The sequence below is a fragment of the Dictyobacter kobayashii genome, assembly GCF_003967555.1.
GTDB classification, from domain to species: domain Bacteria; phylum Chloroflexota; class Ktedonobacteria; order Ktedonobacterales; family Ktedonobacteraceae; genus Dictyobacter; species Dictyobacter kobayashii.
This window is the reverse complement of record NZ_BIFS01000001.1, coordinates 3,061,431-3,077,933: the sequence shown is the minus strand read 5'-3', so window position 1 is coordinate 3,077,933 and position 16,503 is coordinate 3,061,431. Positions and strand designations below refer to the sequence as shown.

Sequence of the window (16,503 nt, the reverse complement as noted above, 5' to 3'; positions counted from 1 at the left end):
CGTGAACCATGTGCAATCACGGTCAAAAGCGATGGGGCACGGGCTAGTAACACGTGCCCCTCTATGTACAAAAATAATCCTCTGAATAGGCTTCTTAAGAGGCTTTATAGCCATCTTCAAAAAAGGGCTAATAGAACACAGAAAGAAGACTGTCCAAGCGATGGAGTCCGGACTAGTAACACGGACTCCTTCAGATATGCAGAACCCTACTAAATTGGCTTTCAAGCAACTTTGAAATTTGAAAAAGTAGTGAAAGGATACCATGTGATGTCAAACAAGCATGTAGCCCGAAAGATTCCAACCTTCTCAAAAGAGCAAATAGAGCGGATGTTTGCAGTATGTGATCTTACCACCAGAGAAGGCCAGAGAAACTATACGATCATACTCCTCTTGCTAGAGACTGGTATTCGCGTTTCTGAACTGTGCAACCTGCACATTGGTGATATTCAAGCTGCAGCTCTGCATGTGGTAGGAAAAGGAAACCAGGAACACCACATCGAAATAACTCCAGCCGTCAGTGAGCAGCTGATGCTCTATATGAGTCACTATCATGGATCAACCATGAATGGTGCATTGTATGTGTTTGTAGACAGCGATGATCAACCATTGACCCCTGGTGATGTCAGTCACATTGTGAGCAATATCAAAAAGCGCGCAGGTGTCACAGGTGTGGGCTTCTCTGTGCATACATTCCGCCATACCTTTGCTTCCCTCAGACATACACTCCGGCACAAGGATTAGATACTATGGACTTGTTTCATACCTATTGCCATGACTGCAAGAAGAAAGCTCATTGTAAGCCTCGGGCCTGGATGGATCGTCAAGGGAAATGGCGCATTCGTTTGCTTTGTTCCGATTGCTGGCAACACTGGAAGGCGCCTTCTGAATAAGAAGGCGCCCCACTAGAGTCACGCTGTTTATACGTCTCCTTAATGCTTGAGATATGAAAGAGGAACTTCATGAAAATAACTGATGCAGTAAAGGGTTATTTACTCAGTCGTAAAATGAATTGTTCTGATAAGACTGTCGAATGGTATCGTCAGAAGCTGGCACACTTCTGTATGGTTCTCCAGCAAGAGTATGAGGTGACTATGCTGGATGAAGTAACAGTAACTCACCTGCGTTTGTTTGTTGAACTTATGAAAGGGACTAAGGCTAACGCTAATAATCCACATAAGCCAACTAAAGATGATACTACAGTTAGTGATCTGACAGTAAAAGGCTATGTGCAGGTCATTAAGGGCTTCTTTAACTGGTGTATAAAAGAGGAACTTATAACAAAAAATCCTGTACTCAAATTGGAGAATCCGAAAGTCGGTAAATATGTGATAAAAACATTTAGCTCTGACCAGGTCAGGCAAATGTTAGAAGCTTGTAATACTCATACCATGATAGGATTTAGAGATTATACTATCATCTTATTATTGCTGGATACTGGCATTAGAGTATCAGAATTGTGTAGTCTTACACTGGATCGTGTGTACCTGGAAGTAATGAACGATGCATTTATTAAAGTCCTGGGCAAGGGTCGTAAAGAGCGTGAGGTAGGTCTTAGTTCTGATGTGGCTCAATATCTCTGGAAGTATATACATAAGCATAGACATCCGAGGATAACAATAACCAGACTCTTTTTATCAATTTGTTCGGCGAAAATCTTACCATTTATGGTGTTGAGCAGATGTTAGAGGAAGTCGAAAAGCGATCTGGTATAACTGGTGTACGTGTGTCTCCTCATACATTTAGACATACTTTTGCTCGTATGTTTTTAGAAAACGGTGGTGAGGTTTATAAGTTGTCGCTTATCCTGGGTCATAGTAGTGTCCTGGTCACAGAAAATTATCTCAAGGATTTTGTGAGTAGAGAGGCTAGGCAGGGTCAATCTAAACATTCACCTGTTTCCTCGTTGAACCTGGGCAAGCAGAACAATGGATTCAAAAAGAAACTTCAAAAAGGGCTGGACTAATGTTTGTAAAACAGGCTCTAAAGATATACGGTTAGTTTGAAAAGGGGTTAAAAATTGCTCAGAAAAAAGTATTGACAACACATGGATGAGGGTGTATACTGCTTTCTGTAGTCGAGAGACTACAGCACCAGCCGAAGTAGCTCAGTGGTAGAGCAACGGTTTTGTAAACCGTCGGTCGTCAGTTCAATCCTGACCTTCGGCTCTTTTTTTTTACTTTTTTTCCACTCCACAGACGACTCCAACAAAATCACCCCTAACACTTATACTGTCCATCTACTCAATTTTATTAGATGGAACCGCTATTGCCTTTTTTACCCCCATCCGTGGCACCTGTATCGTCATGTAACTTTATAGTTCTTCCGGGCGTGTTCTTGCAGTGAATGCGGGTGTTCCCCACGGACTGACCAGCACGCGCAAGGACAAGTTCAATGCTGACTTGCTGACTTTCCTGAAATCATAGGGCTCTTCACCCGGTCCCGAGCATGTGAGGGATTTACCAGCTATGGAGGGTGGCTTATGGACTAGTTCAATTCCACCAAACCATACTCCTTGAGAGAAACAAAGGGCATTGGCATTGATCAAATTAGAAGGAGGGCAGCAGTGTCACCGTATACAGTCATCAGCAGCAATGACACCGCAGTTGTCATGATCGATCCACAGAATGATGTATTAAGCGAGAGGGGTCTGGCTTGGAAACTAGTGGGAGAAAGCATTAAGGACAACAAAACTATTGAGAACATGGAGCAGCTCTTTCAAGCCGCGAAGGATGGCGGTTTTGAGGTGTTTATCTCACCGCACTACTTCTATCCGACAGACTATGGCTGGAAATTTAACGGCCCTCTTGAGCAGGATGAGCTTGATGAGAAAATGTTCGCCCGTCGTGGTGTCTTAAACCTTGAAGGCTTCTCTGGCTCAGGGGCTGATTGGTTGGAGCGTTTTAAGCCCTATATTGAGGATGGAAAAACCATTATTGCCAGCCCACATAGAATTTGGGGTCCACAGACCAACGACCTTGTTCTCCAACTGCGCAAGCGTCGCATCAACAAAATCATCCTTGGTGGAATGCTTGCCAACATATGCGTAGAATCACATCTGCGCGAGTTCCTTGAGCAAGGATTCGAGGTCATCGTCGCCAGAGACGCAACGGCCGCCCCACGCCATCCTGAATGGGGTGATGGCTATACAGCAGCAATCATCAATTACAAGTTTCTCGCCCATGCAGTACTGGCAACTGATGAAGTTGTCGCTGCAATGAAATAATAAGTACAGCTAGAAGACATACTTACTAAACAGTACATCTTCTAGCTGAATTTTCACCTACTCTATAATCGTCAAGACGCAGGATGTTGTTCCAGCCAGGTTGCAAGGAGCAAGAAAACAGCAGCCGTCCAGCAGACACCGGGGCAACGCAGTCCCTTCCCCGTCAGAGCATCATAGTTCTCATAGAAACCGGGTGCCTGCACAATCATATCGCAGTAGCGTTGAGCAATCAGGCGCGCCAGGGCTATCTCTCCGGCGGCGGTCAAGCCATCAACGATCTGATACGTTGGCGGGGCCCAGATAGGTCCGCGCCAGTAGCTATCGGCCTCATATTTCGAGCTCCTGAGCGACTCGCTGGCCAGGCCATAAGCGGTCAAAAATGGGCCACCGTCCGCCAGGTCCGTTTTCAGTGCATTGAGAATAGCTTGAGGTAAGCGCTTTCCTAGGAGAATGGGGAGATAGGTTTGCAGCGAACAAGCAGAAGTATTGTCGTTAGTGTCTGGTGACCTGGAACGGAAACGGTCATCAACCACTGCATAGTACAGCAGTTGTTGTAGCTGTTCCTCTGCCCGGACGTTCCACGCGTGAGACTCTGCTGGCTGTGCGAGCAGAGAGGCCATAAAGGACAACGTTTCCATCTGTAAGATCAGATAGGTAGCCAGGTCTACACCCTCTACCGGGGGACCCGCATCGAACACGGTAGTATTATCCCAGCCAGACTCGTTGCCATCATAGTACAGGGGCATATTATTGGGTCCGGCGCGCATCGTATACCACCATTCGGTCAGTTTACAGAGCGGCGCGTAAAGCTGAGCAAGATAGGGGCGAGACGCTTCAATGCCTAGTTGCTCCACCAGTTTACGAATCGCCCAACCATAGACCGGAGGCTTGGTATATCCGTACGTTACCCACCATCATGAATCACATCGGGGAGCGCACCTGCCGGAGATTGATGATCGAATACCAGCAGCAATTGATCCCAGGCCAGTTGCGCATCCATAGGCGCGATTGCCAGGGCATGAAAACAATTATCCCACGACCAGACAGAGTTCATCCAGGACTTACTCGAAAAGATCGCGCGCCGCGAGAGTGATCCGCTAATAGGCACCTCGCAATTCCATAGCAAGAGGAGCGCTTTCTCAGCCGTCCCACGATAAAGCTCTGGCACAGGCTGCAGCGCGTGTCGCCACTGCTCGAAATGAACAGCATACTGAAATGCCGCCTGATCAACGCTCGTAGAGCGATAGTGCCAGATCTCCTCAAAACGCAGCCAGCGAAAGGCTCCTGATTGATCTGCAGCGAACTCAATTGTTCCCACTTGAGGTGCCGTGAGAGCGGAATAACTGGTGCAGGTGAACTGATGAAGATAGTGTGTACCTGCATCGACCAGGCACAATTCACCATTGCGATCTCTATACTGCGTCTTATACGGTTTAAGGGCACTCAAGCTCAGGCCGACACCGTGAAGTTCGAAAAGGATGGTGCAGCCATCAGCGAATGCGAATGTGGCCGTCCCCCCATTGCCAGCGGTCACATCGAGGCGATGAGGATACGCGATCCAGGTATAAGGAACCTCAACACCGTCCTGTACCAGCACAAGTTCAAAAAAATTGGCCGCCCAGAAATCCATCCACTTTTCGGACATCGCCTTACGCGCAGTTGTGCAATAGATCAAGCGGCTCCCATCCGCGTTCGACTTGAGGGCCAGAAAGGAACCGGGGGCGCTAAAGCAAATCTCCTTCAAATCATACGTCACCATACTCACAACTCATTTCTATCTACCATAGTTTTCACTCTCTGTGCTAGTACAAGTATAGAGTTGAGTTGTGCAAAAAGTCAAGCATTGATGCCTGTATCAAATATAATCTTGAATCTATCTGTACTAGCACACAAAAGAACGATGAGAGTACGTGAAGGCATTTTATTAAGTGTTTTCCGATCAGGAACGGCCATTAAGTTGTTGGGCGAGGTCGAGATGCAGCTGCCATAGCTCATACATAGGGACGGGACGCCGTGAGCTGGTGGCAACGCTTCCTTCTTTGGTAAAGATGAATGGCGCGAAGGATATGCCTTGATCTCCACTAAGTGCGCTCACTTCAGTTTGCCAGTCAGGCCATCTCACATCTTGATAGAACAGTTCGAGGTTGCCAGATAAAGCCCACTGTAGCAATTCTGAATAGGTTTTGTTGGTTGCGGTCCATCCAAGATTATCGGGTGCGAAATAGAAGACTGTACCCAATTTGCCAGGGAAGGCACCTCCATTAAGGACAAAGAAGCCGCCAACAACATCATGGGCGATCAGCAGACCGCCATTGATAATATAGTCCTCGCTCAGGGCGCCAACAGTGTTCCAGCTGCTTAAATCACCTTGCATGCGTGCATGACCAGACCCCAGAAAACGCAGCCAGCCGTGATCAATTAAAATACCGCCGGTCTCCCAAGCAATTGCTCCCATCGGAGAGCGGGTCGTGACCTGCAGTTGTAACAGGATAGCTTCTCTACGGGCTCGCTCAGCTGGCAGGATTTCTACCTGGTTGCGGGCAGCCGCAATCTGCTCTTGCACTAAAGGCCAGCCAGGATCTTCAGTATTAATAAGTTCTTTTATTGTCCTTCGATGCATTGTGATATCCCTTCTATACATATATAATTACACATGATTTTACCATATAAACATGAGCTAATATTCGCAATAAAAGGGGGGATATGGATAAAGTTAAGCGCCAACACCAACTAAAGGTGGCTTTAGCTCAAATAGCAATACCAGCTGGCATAGAGATTCGGGCATGGGGCGAAGAGGATTTCCTGGCCATTCAACAGCTCAGCAGTGCTGAGGGCTGGAGCTCGCCTGTACGACGTCCAGATGATGCGCTGCAGGCCTGGCAGAACTCATGGCCAGCGCTGGTAGCGGTGAAAGATGATGTGGTGATAGGTTTTGTGCGTGCGCTGACCGATGGGGCCATTACAATGTATATCGCCGATCTGGCAGTAGATGCACAGCTACGAGGCTCTGGTATTGGACGTTCGCTGCTGGAAACCTGCCACCAACTCTATCCAAGCGCCCGCCTGGATCTACTGGCCGCTGATGGCTCGCGCGCTTTCTACGAGGCTTGCGGCTTCAGGTTACTCTCTGATGGTATGCGCAAAAGCTACCGCTAAATGCTCTTTTCTAGCTGGCGCGACATGAACATCAGACAGTTAAACTAGAACCGCACGAATCACGAATAATCAACTGTGTCGGCAGTTCGATATTTAAGCTATGGATAGAGTCACTGGTATTCAACAGTGACAGTAACATTTCTGCGGCACGGCGCCCCATATCTTGAAATGGTTGCCGTACAGTAGTTAAAGCTGGTCGCGTATGGGCAGCCAGGTGCATATCATTATAACTTACCAGGGCGAGATCCTTTGGCACATGGATGCCGTGTTCTTCAGAAGAAGTTAAAACACCACAGGCACTCATATCACTGGTGGTAAAGATCGCGGTTGGTCTGACAGAGGGAGGTAACTTTACAATCTCTTCAATCGCAGCCTGACCATTGAAGTCTAAATCATGACCCGAAAAAAACAGCCGAGAATCAGGCTCAAGTCCCGCATTTCGCAAAGCCATGCAATATCCCTGGTAACGCTCCTGATAACAGGGTAACTCAGCAGGTCCTTGCACATAAGCGATGCGCCGATGACCTAACTGTAGCAGGTGATTCACGGCAGCCAGCGCGCCTCCAACGTTATCGTCACTCACACTTGGAAGATCGACCCGCCAACTCACAATATCAATTAAAACAACAGGCATACCATCCTGGTAGAGTGTAATTAATTCTGTTGGCACGGGTGCAAAAGGCACAACTAATAAGCCAGCAGTCATCCTTGTTGCGAGTATGCGATCCAGTATATCTCGATAACCTTTAGCCGGATTGCATGTAAATAAAACGATCTCGAAAGGGCTAGCTTCGATCGCCCTCGATAAACCCAGGAGCAGATCGGACATCAAATCCCAGCTTAGCACAGGTACAATTACTCCAATAAAAGGACTCTTTCCCTTAATGGCAGAGGCATGAAAATTTGGTACAAAGTCATGCTCCTCCATAACCTGGCGCACATGCTGAGCAGTAGCAGGATCAACACTCGCATTATTCGTCAAGACTCGAGATACAGTAGATTTGGATACACCCGCTAAACGGGCGATATCATAAATAGTTAGTTTCTTAGTCATCAGTTACCTTTAAGAAGAAGACCTACTATGGTCTATAGTAAGCATTAGAAAACAGAAAATAACAGGTATCAGGGTCTTTCCATATTGAAGAAATATTTCATTGTTTTCTTGAGTATAATCTGGGATTGATCCCATGTCAAGTTGTGCTTATTTACTTGCTTCATGCGCGCCTGTCATTGTATTTATCCATTTTTCCCTAAAAACCATTAAAATGGGATCAATCCCAATCTATACTCAAACAGCTTCTGGCTACGTTGATTTTGATGTCACCAGTTACCTGCAGACAGCCAAACAGAGCGGCAATACGGTAACCATCGCCCTCAATGCCAACTGCGCCGGCTGGCAGGATGTATTCTCACGCAAAAATGCAACCAACCAACCGCAACTGATTGTGTCGAGTCATTGATAAAAAGCATGCAACAGCAATAGTTAATTATCAGGCATAGGCACTTGATAATCTAAAGAGGACCTCGCGCTGGTTGGCGCGAGGTCCTCTTAAAGCAAAGAGTATATTGATATAGCTATAGCTTCCAGGGTCCAAAGGCTGGAATGGCCGCATCCGCCCCATCGGTGATATTGCAGTATGGATTGTGGCCCCAACCATACCAGAGAGAGGTTTCTGCTGGCAATTCATTGGCAATCAAATGCAAGGTCACTGTGTTACCTTCCAGGGTGGTTTTGTGGATCAGTGGTAGCTCACGCTCATCGTTACTGCGCAGGGTGAAACCTGTTGGACGTCCTGGTGCATGTAAGCCTGCGCGTACCGGTCGATAGGTAATGTGGATACGGGACTGCTCAAGCTCAGGCGTCACCGCCAGCACATCAGGTGTACGCTGACCATCCGCGATATCAGCCAGGCGTCGCCCCAGGCGCTTGAGTCCCTGGGTGCCAATGTGAATCAAATCATCGAGCTCCAGATCAATCGCCGAGACCAGCGCAATGCCAGGTAGCGCGTTTTGCAGGGTTCGTTGCGCCTCGCGGATGCCGTGCCAGCCTACCGGTGTACCCTCTGAAACCAGTCCACCAATCTGCACATAGTAAAATGGCAGTTCGGCCGAGCCCAGATCGCTTCGCAAGGCCTGGATGAGGGTGAGCATACGTTGATGGTAGTGCTCAACGCCTTCAGGATTGCAGTCGCTCTCGCCCTGATACCAGAGCACACCAGCCACCTTGCCACCCACAGCCTTAACACGCTCACACAGGGCTCCGTACAGAGAAGCGCTACCCTGGTCGCGCAACTGCGGGTCCCACTGTTCCATCGATGTGCCGCCATGGGCAGATGGGATCAAGCCGACAGGCACCCCTGTGCGCGCATAGCGCTCTTTAGCAAAGGTCAATCCCAGACCAGTGCCTTTAACACGCTGTGGATCACGCACCGGAGAGTGCTCAACCCGATCACGTCCCCATAGAACATGGTGGACCAGGCGCGGCGACTCATCTAACCAATGGAGTGGCTCTTCTGCCTGCGCCCATTCCTCACGCGACTGGAATGAATGTACAAACGGCGACGGCTTCTCTTCATCAATCAGATCGCCGATCCCCTCCATGTTACTCTGCCCGGCCAGGACCCAGATATCACCTACCAGGACATTATGGGCATCGCCGATGGTATAGGGGCCACCAACAGCCAGTTCAAGAACTTCACCATTTGTTGTTTGAACACGCGCCTTATCGTCAGCATCGCGCTGTAACACTTGATAGCTCTGCACGCTAGTATACATTGTTCCCTCAATATCATGTGTCATCAACAAAAAATACTATCTCAATGGGAGATATCTATATTTTACCGTAATAAGTTAAAGATAACACATCGAAGCGGCACGACAAATAAATTATGGGCAAATTGAAGCTTCCCCATGTAATAATTACATATATCAAGCAACTTCAACCTTTGAGGCCTGCCAACCTCCCTGTAACATACCTTGCCAGCGCAAGGTAATATGGCCAGTGCAGGGTTGACTTTTATCAGCCAGTTGATAATAAAGGGGATAAATAACTGTTTGATCTTCCCACTGTGGATTTCAGCACACATGAGTACTTATTGTATGAATCCTATGCCTGAATATATCCAAAAGCATAGAATATGTTATAATGCTGATAAGTGTAAGAAAATTTGTTCTATTTAAACGTGACCATGCTCATGATAGGAGATGTTATGGACCAGGACAAGCTGTACACATTAGCTCTGCGTTTAGCAATTCATCCAGGGGCGCCAAACGTTCAAGATCCACAATTATTGGTCGAACGTTTGCCAGATACACTTCCCGTACCTCTACCGTTACCCGAAGAATACACTATCTTAGGATCACTGGTCAGTAGTCCCGGCTCGATGCAAATCTTCCTGGACATTCCAAATACTAATGGAGAGATCCAAGATTTTTATCAGCGTGAGCTACCTGCCGCTGGCTGGATTCTGCCAGAAGAGGATATACATATGAGACGGGGTGGCTTTATCCAAAGTCGCCACGACCTCAATTACTTATCCTACACTTATAGCAACCATGAATGGACCCTCACAATCCAAACGACTACAACAACATCGAGAAATACGGATGTGCGTCTGCAGCTCTACAAAGATGAACTCGCTCGAAGACAGCGCCGTCGGATAAGAAGGCATGGGCCAGATATGTTTACTCTTTTTCCCGCGCTCACTTCACCACAAGGTGCCTCACAAATAGGTGGAAATAGTGGTAGTAGCGGCAATGACGTATATACCACTGCCACCTTAAAACTCCAGGAAGAGTCGAACATAGTAGATGTGAGCAAACATTACACCGATCAATTGCTACTAGCGGGTTGGAACCCACTCAAGGATGAGCAGTCCCCACACTCGGCGTGGAGTAGCTGGCATTTTAGCGATAAAGAAGGCGATGAGTGGAACGCGACATTTTATCTCTTTGAGCTGGCAGAGAAGCCCCACCATTATCAGCTCTCTTTACAGGCTAATTTAAAAGATATAAATGTTTAGAAAGCAATTGAAGGGAACCAAAAGCATACATGGATAAAGCATTTTCTCAAACACGCAACGCCCCATCATTATGGAAAAGTTCGCGTAACACGAAACGTTCCCTGTAGGCGGCATAGGATTACGGCCTTATTGCCAGGCAACTGGAAAAACCCAGCAGTAATCCGGCCTTGTGCATGCCGCCCGGTTGGCGTACAACACGTTCCTAAGAAACGTGTATAAAATGGTTCCGTGAGCGGATAATATGGTCGCCAACATCTCGTACGCCAACCGGCCGGCATGCACGAGGCCGCACTGCTAAGTTTTCGTATGGGTAGGGGGTTGAATTGGCCGCAGTGCTATGCCGCCTACGGTGGGGCTTTTTCGTGTTGTAGGGGCCTTTCCACATGGATGGGGGGACGTTTCGTGTTGGGAGGAGATCTTCGCCCTGGTAACCACCTTCTTCCTTAAGGATACAGCCATAAAGATACAATTCGTATATGGTTACGCCCGGCTATTATTGATGCTCGGGGGTAATTTGGTCACGAGCAATTCCAGGCTCAACAAAAAGACCCAGAAAGGGAAGAGCAAGAGCATCCATTCCCAGGAGGTATTCAGGACGAGTAGACCAAGCGCACAGGCATACCCGATATAAGATAGCCAGCGCGAAAGGATAGCGGTACGGAGCAGGATAGATGAAGTGGAGGTCATAAAGATCGCAGCCATCTTCATGGCATAGATATCCATGATATTGTAAGTAATATTCTCGCTATAATTAATGATAGCCGTTGATGAAGAAGATTTAGGGAGCAGCTCAAAGCTGGCAGCCACCGCCGCCGCTACAAAGAGCATTGCGAGAAAAAGTAGACCACTACCGAGAAAGACCGTCGCGAAAATACGATTCTCGTAAATGCCAATCCGCTCCCGCAACACGCCAATAAACCATAAAAAAGCGATCCCCGCAAAAGGTATCAGGTTCAAGCCAATCGCCCAGATCGGCGGAGCGATCCATTCATTCCCCTGCGTAGGACGTGCCACGCCAATTAAAATAATCGAGATAGCAAGCAGTAACGAAAAAACAATACCCGCAACAGCAGCAACACGAGGTATTTTAAATGTCAGTCGAGCCAATAACTCAGGTTGTTTCTTCATACTTTTACTCCATGCGGGCCATCTTCCACTGGTTCTATAAAAATTGCCGTAGGGTTGGCAACAAATAATGCCGGTGACAACAAAAATAGAACATCACATCTCACTAATAATCACAGTAGCACATATGTGCTCAAAGATCATCATCCCTAAGATGGATACTGCATTTACAGATATAGACTTAAACCTATAAATAATGCTATGTACTGCATTCAATCCTTTGTATTCAATAAAAAGCAAAAAAGCCCGAAATAGAATTACATATCATTTATTTTTGGTGGCTTCATTCAAGGTAGACAGGGGAGAGGATATGGAATTAAAGGGTAGAGAAGCTCATGGAACCCCTAATTCATCATGCCACATGTCTGTTCAAACACTTACACGTCCTGAAGCTCAAGCAGCACCAGGGAAATGTGGACAGATCGTAATTGGACGCGTTGAACCTATCAGATACCTAATTGTGCTCTGCATTTTGTTCTTTGTGTGTAGCGCTCCCTTAGTGCTAAGGTCCCACATGGTTTTTGCCGCAGTAGCCGACAATAACGGCCCATTTACCATTACGGCCAGCACTTTTACGGCCTCTAATTTTCGCCTGGATCAAAATGTGATTAAAAATGGAGGATCGTTAGCAGATGCCATCGTCATCGATGTAGTAGCGACCCATTTCGTGCTAAGCAAACAGGTTTTGCTACCCTTTGTGGGACCGGTCACCTTTAAATTAGCAACGACAGGAAATAATCCTGTCCGCTTCTATGGTCTACGCTCACATATTGTCTCCATCGCTTCAGATCAAGGCAATTTTACCAGCCTGGACGTGCTGGGTATTCCATTAGAACAGATTCTAGGGGCAAGCTTCCTGCCGCACCGGCCAATTCAAACACAGATAATGGCAATGCGCTTCCTCCAGCCAATTCAAGCAACAATATTGCGACGCCAGTGCTTATCCACACTGACTTTTCAATGCCAACCAATCTGCACGCTACCACGGTCACACCAGTCGCTACGGTCGGACCCAGCGCTACTGCCATTAATAATGGAGCAACACCGAGCAGTACCATCACAACCAGTACACCACCTGCCGGGCCATCAGAGCAACCAACTGCTAGCAACACTGATCCCGGATCTGGAGCGGCCACAACGCCAGTGCCCACGCTGGCAACAGCCACGCCTGCCAGCAGCACGCCTCCAGTCGCAAATGCAACCGCCGATCCAAAGCTACCTGCGAATATCAGTAAGCTCCAGATCACTTTAACCAATGTGACAATTAAAGCAACCTCTCTAGAGGTCCAGAGTGCTACGATCCCAGATCTTCTCGTTTTAGTGCAATAAATAATAAAAAACACAACAATAAAAGTTAGAAAAGGAGGTATTAATTTATGGCAACATCAACACGGCGCATCAACAATCAAGCGGTAAAAAGGGAAACGCAGCCACAGGCTGAAGTAGCAGTACCTGAGTCAGATGTGGTCAAAACAGTTGAGGTCGCTGGGCCAGCAGAGGCAATTGTGGTTGAGCCAGCTGTACAGCCTGTTATTGAGTCACCGTTCAGGTTTCGCCTCAATCTATGGCAGAGGCAACGTCCCGTTGTGGGCTCGCTCATGATTGTGACGGCCGGCATCCTGGTACTCTGGGGGCCGCTGGCATTGATGCAATTTGCATTTCTACCCGGAAACACTATCTGGGCAGGACTACTAGTAGGGACAGTGCTGTGTGTTTTAGGTCTACTGCAACTATTCTTTCCTGGCTATGCCCTGGTGACTGGTATCCTGGCTATAGTTTGTGCCCTGGCCTCACTAATGGCCGCCGCGGGAGGATTTGGCATCGGCATGATCCTGGGCATCATCGGAGGGGCCCAAGGTGTGGCCTGGTGCAGCGTTACAATGACCAGGGCTGAGTATCAACATATGTTGGATCAGCAATCTCGTCGTCCTCGTAAAAAGCGCTGGCCAGGACTGCGCAAACGCCAGGCAGATTCGCAACTATAGCAAAAAGGAGCATCTACCATGCAGAAAGTACTTCCCAGCTTTCCACCCCAAAAACGGTTTTATCCAGAAAACGCAGAGGCAGCCGATGTAGTAACCATTGGCCAGGTAAGGCGCAGAACCTTCTGGCCCGTGCTGCTGGTCGCCTTCATGTTGCTCTCAGGCTTAATCTGGCAAGCGGTGAATGGCAATATCGCCATGGCAGCTAATTTTCCCATACCTTTTACCATTCAAGCAGATACGTTTGTGCTTACTAATAGCACGTTGGTCCTGGGTTTCTCTAACTCTGGCAATGATGTGCCCGTAGCAATCATCACCGATAACGCGGTAGCCACAAATTTGCGTATCTCCAAGCGGGTCAGTTTGCCATTTATAGGAGATGTCACATTCAGGTTGAGCGCAGGAAACGGAAATGTGCCGGTCAGGCTGTATGGAACCAGAACGGATGTCCAGGCCCTGAATGCCTCTCTTCTCCTTGTCCGTGACCAATCCACCTCAACCAATGCTCGCTTTGGAGTCAAGATTTATTCTGGCTACGAGAAGTTTTTCAACCTAATAATCAAGGCACCATTCTTAAGTGTTGATAGTGCAACCTTTCCTAATCTCCATCTCTCAGTCACGCGCCCATAACACCATTATTGAACACACAGCGGTCAACGCCTACCTTTATGTATGCAGGTCTGGGAAATCGACCAACTGAAATTGGATACTTGTCAATAATTTCAGTTGGTCGTCTTTTTATCATGCATAAAGATAATTTTCGAATATGCCAGCATAATGCAATTCAAATTGTTTCAGAGGATTGACAAGATTAAAACTTTACGTCATAATTATTCCAAGTCTAATGTTGATATTGCTGATCAACATTATCACAAATCTCTTATCTTTTCAGAGTACAGTCCCAGGCAAATTTCACTGCAAGGAAATATTTCTTATTAAAGCAGGAATATACTATTTAAAGTGATATATTTTTCGCCGATCTATGCAACAAAGCATATTATTATGCGATGCTTAAGGTACAGCTTACAGTTTCACGCACACTCTAAGAAGAAAGCTTGAGAATACATTTTTTAAGGAGGTTTTAAATATTTCTAAAATAAGTGTTATCTTTTGGGAGTATTTACTTTGAAAGTGCGTATATCATACTACAGGTATTTAATTTCTACCTTATCTTTCAAATGAAGGAGGCGCTATGCGTAATATTCGCAAGAAATCTGGACTTCTCGGGATTGCGAGCTTATTTTCTATCCTGGCTGTCCTGCTGTCCGCATGTGGGGGTGGCTCTACAGGCAACACCTCGGGCAGCAACTCGCAGATCGCATTGGCATCTAAACAAGTTCTACGTGAGCCAGTTATTGGTGGTGACTTCGATTCACTCGACCCTGCGCTGACGGCTGGTGGTCTAGGTGATCCAATCAATCTTATTTTTACCGGCCTGGTATCTGCCGATGATCAAGGAAATATCCATGATCAACTGGCTGCATCGCACCAGGTTTCCAGCGATGGACTCACATACACCTTCACACTGCGCCCTAATCTGAAATTTAGCGATGGCACAAAGTTGGACGCCAATGATGTTGCCTATAGCATCAACCGCGCGATTGACCCGGCGACAAAATCACAGGTCAGCAGCTATCTGAGCCTGATCAAAGACTATGACAAATTTTCCGCAGGTAAAATCAGCACGTTGATCGGCGATAGCATCGTCGTCAAAGATCCAAATACGATTGTGCTAACTATCAGCAAACCTGCCAGCTACTTTTTGCAGGCTCTGAACTACTCCACCTCCTATGTCGTCAACAAAGCCTTGACCACAAAATATGGTGCCAAGTGGGTAGATCACCTCGGCGAGGGCGCCGGCGACGGCCCCTTCGAAGTGAAAAGCTATAGCCACAACACCGGACTGGTCCTGGTGCCTAATCCAAACTACTACAACGCCAAACCTAAACTGCAGGAGCTTGATGAAGTCATCACCGGCGACCGCGACAGCACTTTCAAATCGATGAAAGCCGGCCAGTTTGACCTCGCACCAGTGCCTCCTGCCCTGGATAGCGCCAACAACCAGTTACCTGGTTACCAGCAATCACCAGCATTGGCCACACGTTTCATCGGTATGAACTACCTGGTCAAACCGCTGGACAACATCAAAATCCGCCAGGCGTTGGAACTGGCCCTGAATCGCAACCTGATCGTAGGCAGCATCATCGGTAAAACAGTCACCCCCAGCTACCACATCATCCCCGATGGCATCCCTGGCTATAACAAAGACCTCCAGGGTCCAGATGGTGTCACCACCCCGGCTGGCGATCAGGCCAAAGCCAAAGAATTATTCCAGCAAGGATTGCAGGAAGAGGGTTATAAGAGCGTCAACGACCTGCCATCTCTCTCTCTGTCCTATGCACAGAGCTATAAAGCAGGCGCCGACACCATGGCGGCAGTTGCCAACGAATGGAAACAGGTCTTAGGCTTAAACGTCAAACTGGTTGGCCTGCAAGGCAACGATCTGATTTCCCAGGAGTTTGCTACTGCCGGTAAAAATGGTCCTTTACAGATGTGGTATGGCAGTTGGAGCACCGACTACCTGGATCCACAGGACTGGACCACCCTCTTCTTCGATAAAGGCTCCAGCAACAACGCTTTCAACTATGGTCAGAACAATTCTACTGATGCTGCTGCTCAGCAGGCTGTACAGACCCAATTAGAGAAAGCCGACAGCACCTCCGATCAAGCGACACGCTTGAAATTGTACCAGGATGCCGAGCAGAAGCTCGTCAACGACGTGCCATACATCACCACCTATCAGTCTTCCTACGGCTACTTACTGAATCCGAAGCTGAAAGGTTGGAAACTCTTCCCATTGGGAAGTATGGCGACCGATGACTGGGCCAACGTCTACTTTACGAAGTAAACAGCGTACATAATTAACGCAACATCCTTGTACTGTGCTCGCGCAGGAAAGGGTAGTGAGCTTGCTCGTCTCACCGCTCTCCTCCTG

Annotated in this window: 16 protein-coding genes, 1 tRNA gene and 1 pseudogene; 12 read left to right on the top strand and 6 right to left on the bottom strand. The window is 47.6% G+C overall.

Annotation, left to right across the window (positions count from 1 at the left end):
* The first annotated feature begins 267 nt into the window (after window positions 1-267).
* From EL645_RS13515 to EL645_RS13495, 5 genes are all read left to right on the top strand, one after another.
* Window positions 268-741: a tyrosine-type recombinase/integrase gene (locus tag EL645_RS13515; RefSeq protein WP_126550814.1), complete on the top strand. Its 474-nt coding sequence runs from the start codon at window positions 268-270 to the stop codon at window positions 739-741.
* Between the two features lie 218 nt (window positions 742-959).
* Window positions 960-1,685, top strand: coding sequence for a tyrosine-type recombinase/integrase (locus EL645_RS13510; protein ID WP_126550811.1), 726 nt, complete (start codon window positions 960-962; stop codon window positions 1,683-1,685).
* A complete protein-coding gene (locus tag EL645_RS44125; RefSeq protein ID WP_161977353.1) occupies window positions 1,640-1,963 on the top strand; it encodes a tyrosine-type recombinase/integrase in 324 nt (107 codons plus the stop codon). Before EL645_RS13510 ends, EL645_RS44125 begins: the two co-directional genes overlap by 46 nt.
* Before the next feature lie 130 nt (window positions 1,964-2,093).
* Window positions 2,094-2,165, top strand: a tRNA-Thr gene (locus EL645_RS13500).
* A 443-nt stretch (window positions 2,166-2,608) separates the two neighbouring features.
* On the top strand, window positions 2,609-3,223 hold the full coding sequence (locus EL645_RS13495) for an isochorismatase family protein (RefSeq protein WP_126554172.1): 615 nt from the start codon (window positions 2,609-2,611) through the stop codon (window positions 3,221-3,223).
* Window positions 3,224-3,294: 71 nt separating this feature from the next.
* On the opposite strand, the pseudogene EL645_RS13490 reads toward EL645_RS13495, so the two are convergent.
* From EL645_RS13490 to EL645_RS13480, 3 genes and pseudogenes are all read right to left on the bottom strand, one after another.
* Window positions 3,295-4,113, bottom strand: a pseudogene (locus EL645_RS13490) (MGH1-like glycoside hydrolase domain-containing protein); the annotation flags it as partial.
* A gap of 14 nt (window positions 4,114-4,127) precedes the next feature.
* The gene (locus EL645_RS13485) at window positions 4,128-4,982 is read right to left on the bottom strand and encodes an MGH1-like glycoside hydrolase domain-containing protein (RefSeq protein ID WP_136625209.1); all 855 of its coding nucleotides are present in this window, start codon (window positions 4,980-4,982) and stop codon (window positions 4,128-4,130) included.
* Between the two features lie 180 nt (window positions 4,983-5,162).
* Window positions 5,163-5,843: a DUF2625 domain-containing protein gene (locus EL645_RS13480; RefSeq protein WP_126550802.1), complete on the bottom strand. Its 681-nt coding sequence runs from the start codon at window positions 5,841-5,843 to the stop codon at window positions 5,163-5,165.
* A gap of 83 nt (window positions 5,844-5,926) precedes the next feature.
* On the opposite strand from EL645_RS13480, the gene EL645_RS13475 reads away from it, so the two are divergent.
* Window positions 5,927-6,379, top strand: a complete 453-nt coding sequence (locus EL645_RS13475; protein ID WP_126550801.1) for a GNAT family N-acetyltransferase — start codon at window positions 5,927-5,929, stop codon at window positions 6,377-6,379.
* Window positions 6,380-6,410: 31 nt separating this feature from the next.
* Here the strand turns inward: EL645_RS13475 and EL645_RS13470 are convergent, their stop codons facing one another.
* Entirely contained in the window at window positions 6,411-7,433 is a 1,023-nt protein-coding gene (locus EL645_RS13470) for a LacI family DNA-binding transcriptional regulator (RefSeq protein ID WP_126550798.1), read from the bottom strand.
* 211 nt (window positions 7,434-7,644) lie between these two features.
* On the opposite strand from EL645_RS13470, the gene EL645_RS13465 reads away from it, so the two are divergent.
* Window positions 7,645-7,839, top strand: coding sequence for a CBM96 family carbohydrate-binding protein (locus EL645_RS13465; RefSeq protein WP_126550795.1), 195 nt, complete (start codon window positions 7,645-7,647; stop codon window positions 7,837-7,839).
* Between the two features lie 115 nt (window positions 7,840-7,954).
* On the opposite strand, the gene EL645_RS13460 is transcribed toward EL645_RS13465, so the two are convergent.
* Window positions 7,955-9,142 (bottom strand): sialate O-acetylesterase, encoded by a 1,188-nt coding sequence (locus EL645_RS13460; RefSeq protein WP_246035359.1) that lies wholly within the window; start codon window positions 9,140-9,142, stop codon window positions 7,955-7,957.
* A gap of 446 nt (window positions 9,143-9,588) precedes the next feature.
* Between EL645_RS13460 and EL645_RS13455 the strand changes: the two genes are divergently transcribed.
* Window positions 9,589-10,401 carry a hypothetical protein gene (locus EL645_RS13455; protein WP_126550793.1) on the top strand — a complete coding sequence of 271 codons (813 nt, stop codon included), beginning with the start codon at window positions 9,589-9,591 and terminating at the stop codon, window positions 10,399-10,401.
* A gap of 480 nt (window positions 10,402-10,881) precedes the next feature.
* Here EL645_RS13455 and EL645_RS13450 read toward each other — a convergent pair whose 3' ends face one another.
* Window positions 10,882-11,529: a hypothetical protein gene (locus EL645_RS13450; protein ID WP_126550790.1), complete on the bottom strand. Its 648-nt coding sequence runs from the start codon at window positions 11,527-11,529 to the stop codon at window positions 10,882-10,884.
* A gap of 511 nt (window positions 11,530-12,040) precedes the next feature.
* Between EL645_RS13450 and EL645_RS13445 the strand changes: the two genes are divergently transcribed.
* The 4 genes from EL645_RS13445 to EL645_RS13430 all read left to right on the top strand — a co-directional run bounded on the left by EL645_RS13445 (window position 12,041) and on the right by EL645_RS13430 (window position 16,416).
* Window positions 12,041-12,778: a hypothetical protein gene (locus tag EL645_RS13445; protein ID WP_126550788.1), complete on the top strand. Its 738-nt coding sequence runs from the start codon at window positions 12,041-12,043 to the stop codon at window positions 12,776-12,778.
* A gap of 124 nt (window positions 12,779-12,902) precedes the next feature.
* On the top strand, window positions 12,903-13,511 hold the full coding sequence (locus EL645_RS13440) for a DUF6114 domain-containing protein (RefSeq protein WP_126550785.1): 609 nt from the start codon (window positions 12,903-12,905) through the stop codon (window positions 13,509-13,511).
* An 18-nt stretch (window positions 13,512-13,529) separates the two neighbouring features.
* Window positions 13,530-14,138: a hypothetical protein gene (locus EL645_RS13435; protein ID WP_126550782.1), complete on the top strand. Its 609-nt coding sequence runs from the start codon at window positions 13,530-13,532 to the stop codon at window positions 14,136-14,138.
* Window positions 14,139-14,700: 562 nt separating this feature from the next.
* The gene (locus EL645_RS13430; protein ID WP_126550780.1) at window positions 14,701-16,416 is read left to right on the top strand and encodes a peptide ABC transporter substrate-binding protein; all 1,716 of its coding nucleotides are present in this window, start codon (window positions 14,701-14,703) and stop codon (window positions 16,414-16,416) included.
* Window positions 16,417-16,503: the final 87 nt, after the last annotated feature.

What these genes read in the sequence shown, in the direction of transcription:
- EL645_RS13515 (WP_126550814.1), top strand. Translation starts at nt 268, where the DNA reads ATGTCAAACAAGCATGTAGCCCGAAAGATTCCAACCTTCTCAAAAGAG.
- EL645_RS13510 (WP_126550811.1), top strand. Translation starts at nt 960, where the DNA reads ATGAAAATAACTGATGCAGTAAAGGGTTATTTACTCAGTCGTAAAATG.
- EL645_RS13495 (WP_126554172.1), top strand. Translation starts at nt 2,609, where the DNA reads ATGATCGATCCACAGAATGATGTATTAAGCGAGAGGGGTCTGGCTTGG.
- EL645_RS13485 (WP_136625209.1), bottom strand. Translation starts at nt 4,982, where the DNA reads ATGGTGACGTATGATTTGAAGGAGATTTGCTTTAGCGCCCCCGGTTCC.
- EL645_RS13480 (WP_126550802.1), bottom strand. Translation starts at nt 5,843, where the DNA reads ATGCATCGAAGGACAATAAAAGAACTTATTAATACTGAAGATCCTGGC.
- EL645_RS13475 (WP_126550801.1), top strand. Translation starts at nt 5,927, where the DNA reads ATGGATAAAGTTAAGCGCCAACACCAACTAAAGGTGGCTTTAGCTCAA.
- EL645_RS13470 (WP_126550798.1), bottom strand. Translation starts at nt 7,433, where the DNA reads ATGACTAAGAAACTAACTATTTATGATATCGCCCGTTTAGCGGGTGTA.
- EL645_RS13465 (WP_126550795.1), top strand. Translation starts at nt 7,645, where the DNA reads ATGGGATCAATCCCAATCTATACTCAAACAGCTTCTGGCTACGTTGAT.
- EL645_RS13455 (WP_126550793.1), top strand. Translation starts at nt 9,589, where the DNA reads ATGGACCAGGACAAGCTGTACACATTAGCTCTGCGTTTAGCAATTCAT.
- EL645_RS13450 (WP_126550790.1), bottom strand. Translation starts at nt 11,529, where the DNA reads ATGAAGAAACAACCTGAGTTATTGGCTCGACTGACATTTAAAATACCT.
- EL645_RS13445 (WP_126550788.1), top strand. Translation starts at nt 12,041, where the DNA reads ATGGTTTTTGCCGCAGTAGCCGACAATAACGGCCCATTTACCATTACG.
- EL645_RS13440 (WP_126550785.1), top strand. Translation starts at nt 12,903, where the DNA reads ATGGCAACATCAACACGGCGCATCAACAATCAAGCGGTAAAAAGGGAA.
- EL645_RS13435 (WP_126550782.1), top strand. Translation starts at nt 13,530, where the DNA reads ATGCAGAAAGTACTTCCCAGCTTTCCACCCCAAAAACGGTTTTATCCA.
- EL645_RS13430 (WP_126550780.1), top strand. Translation starts at nt 14,701, where the DNA reads ATGCGTAATATTCGCAAGAAATCTGGACTTCTCGGGATTGCGAGCTTA.